Raw genomic sequence first — 1,569 nt, 5'->3', positions numbered from 1 at the left:
AGCCATCGCCCGCAGCAGCGCCAGCAGATAACCACGCTGCCGCTCGATCGTCGCCTGATCAAACAGCGCCGTGGCATAACCCAGCGTTCCGGCGATCTCCTCGCCATGCTCGCCAAGGTTCAGCTCCAGATCGAACTTGACCTGATCAATCTCCTCCCCGGCAGGTTCGACGCACAGCCCCGGCAGGTCCAATGACCCAACCGCATTGTTCTCCCAGGCCAGCATCACCTGCAACAACGGCGTGTGGTCAAGAGCCCGGGGCGGCTGCACGATCTCCACCACCTGCTCGAACGGCAGGTCCTGATGCTCCTGCGCAGCCAGCACCGTGCGCCGCGTCCGCTCCAGAAGCTCCGACACGCGCGGCTCGCCCGACAGGTCCAGCCGAAGCGCCAGGGTGTTGACGAAGAACCCTATCAGCTCTTCGATCTCGCGGTGCCCCCGATTGGCGCTCGGCACGCCAATCACAAGATCGTCCTGCCCGGACAGACGCGACAGCACCGCCGCCCAGGCCGCCAGCACCGTCATGAACAACGTCGTGCCATGCTGCAGGCTCAGCCGCTTCAGCTCTCGGGTCAAATCCGCATCGACGGTGATCGGGACCGTGGCCGCGGCAAAGGACTGCTGGGCAGGCCGCGCACGGTCCGTCGGCAAGACAAGACGGGCTGTGCCTGCCAGGGCGCTGCGCCAATACTGCGCCTGCTTCTGCAACCGTTCCCCCGACAGCCATTGGCGTTGCCAGGCGGCGTAATCCGGATACTGGATCGCAAGCGGCGGCAGAGGATCGTCCTGCCCAGCCTGGAATGCCCGGTAGAGCTGGCTAAGTTCACGCAGCAGCACGCCCATCGACCAACCGTCCGAGACGATGTGATGCTGGGTCAGCAGGAAGACGTGCTCCTCATCCGACATCCGCACCAGACGCCCGCGGATCAGCGGACCGCGCGCAAGATCGAATGGCGTGCGCCCCTCTTCATGACACAGATCCAAAAATGCCGCTTCCGCATCCGATCTCTCCCGCAGATCATGCTCAACTATCGGTAGACCCGCATCCGGCGACAAAATCTCAACCCGGGGCTTGCCCTGGGTCGCGACAAACACACTGCGCAGCGCCTCATGACGCGCAAACAGATGGTCAAGGCTGCGCCGCCAAGCGCTGCGGTCGAGCATCCCGCGCAATCGCAAGGCCAGCGGAATGTGATAGTTGGTGCTGCCTTCGTTCAGCTGCGCCAAAAACCATAGCCGCTGCTGCGCAAACGACAGCACAAGCGGCTCATGCCGCGACACGGCTGCAATCGACGGCAGCTCTTGTGGACCGGAGCTGCTCAACAGCTCGACGATGCTTGCCGCCAGGTCAGCCAGCACTGGCCTTGCGAACAGCGCCGACAGTGGCAGTTCGACCCCGACAGCCTGTGACAGCCGGCTCGACATCTGCACGGCCAAGAGCGAGTGGCCGCCCAATTCGAAGAAGTGGTCGTTGCGCCCGATGCGCTCGACACCGAGGAGCTCGGCCCAGATCTGCGCCAGCGCCGTCTCGACCGCACCTTGCGGCGACTGGTAGGCCGCCAGCGCATA

The 1,569-nt window shown here is 64.5% G+C and carries 1 protein-coding gene; it reads right to left on the bottom strand.

Annotated features, from left to right (window positions below; all coding sequences use genetic code 11):
* The coding region (locus ACM42_RS08405; RefSeq protein ID WP_271527490.1) for a condensation domain-containing protein at positions 1 to 1,569 on the bottom strand (1,569 nt) is incomplete at both ends.

Source organism: Bradyrhizobium sp. CCBAU 25338 (genome assembly GCF_028128965.1).
In the GTDB taxonomy this organism is placed as follows: domain Bacteria; phylum Pseudomonadota; class Alphaproteobacteria; order Rhizobiales; family Xanthobacteraceae; genus Bradyrhizobium; species Bradyrhizobium liaoningense.
The sequence above is the reverse complement of the archived record's forward strand: the minus strand, read 5'-3'. Positions and strand labels throughout refer to the sequence as shown.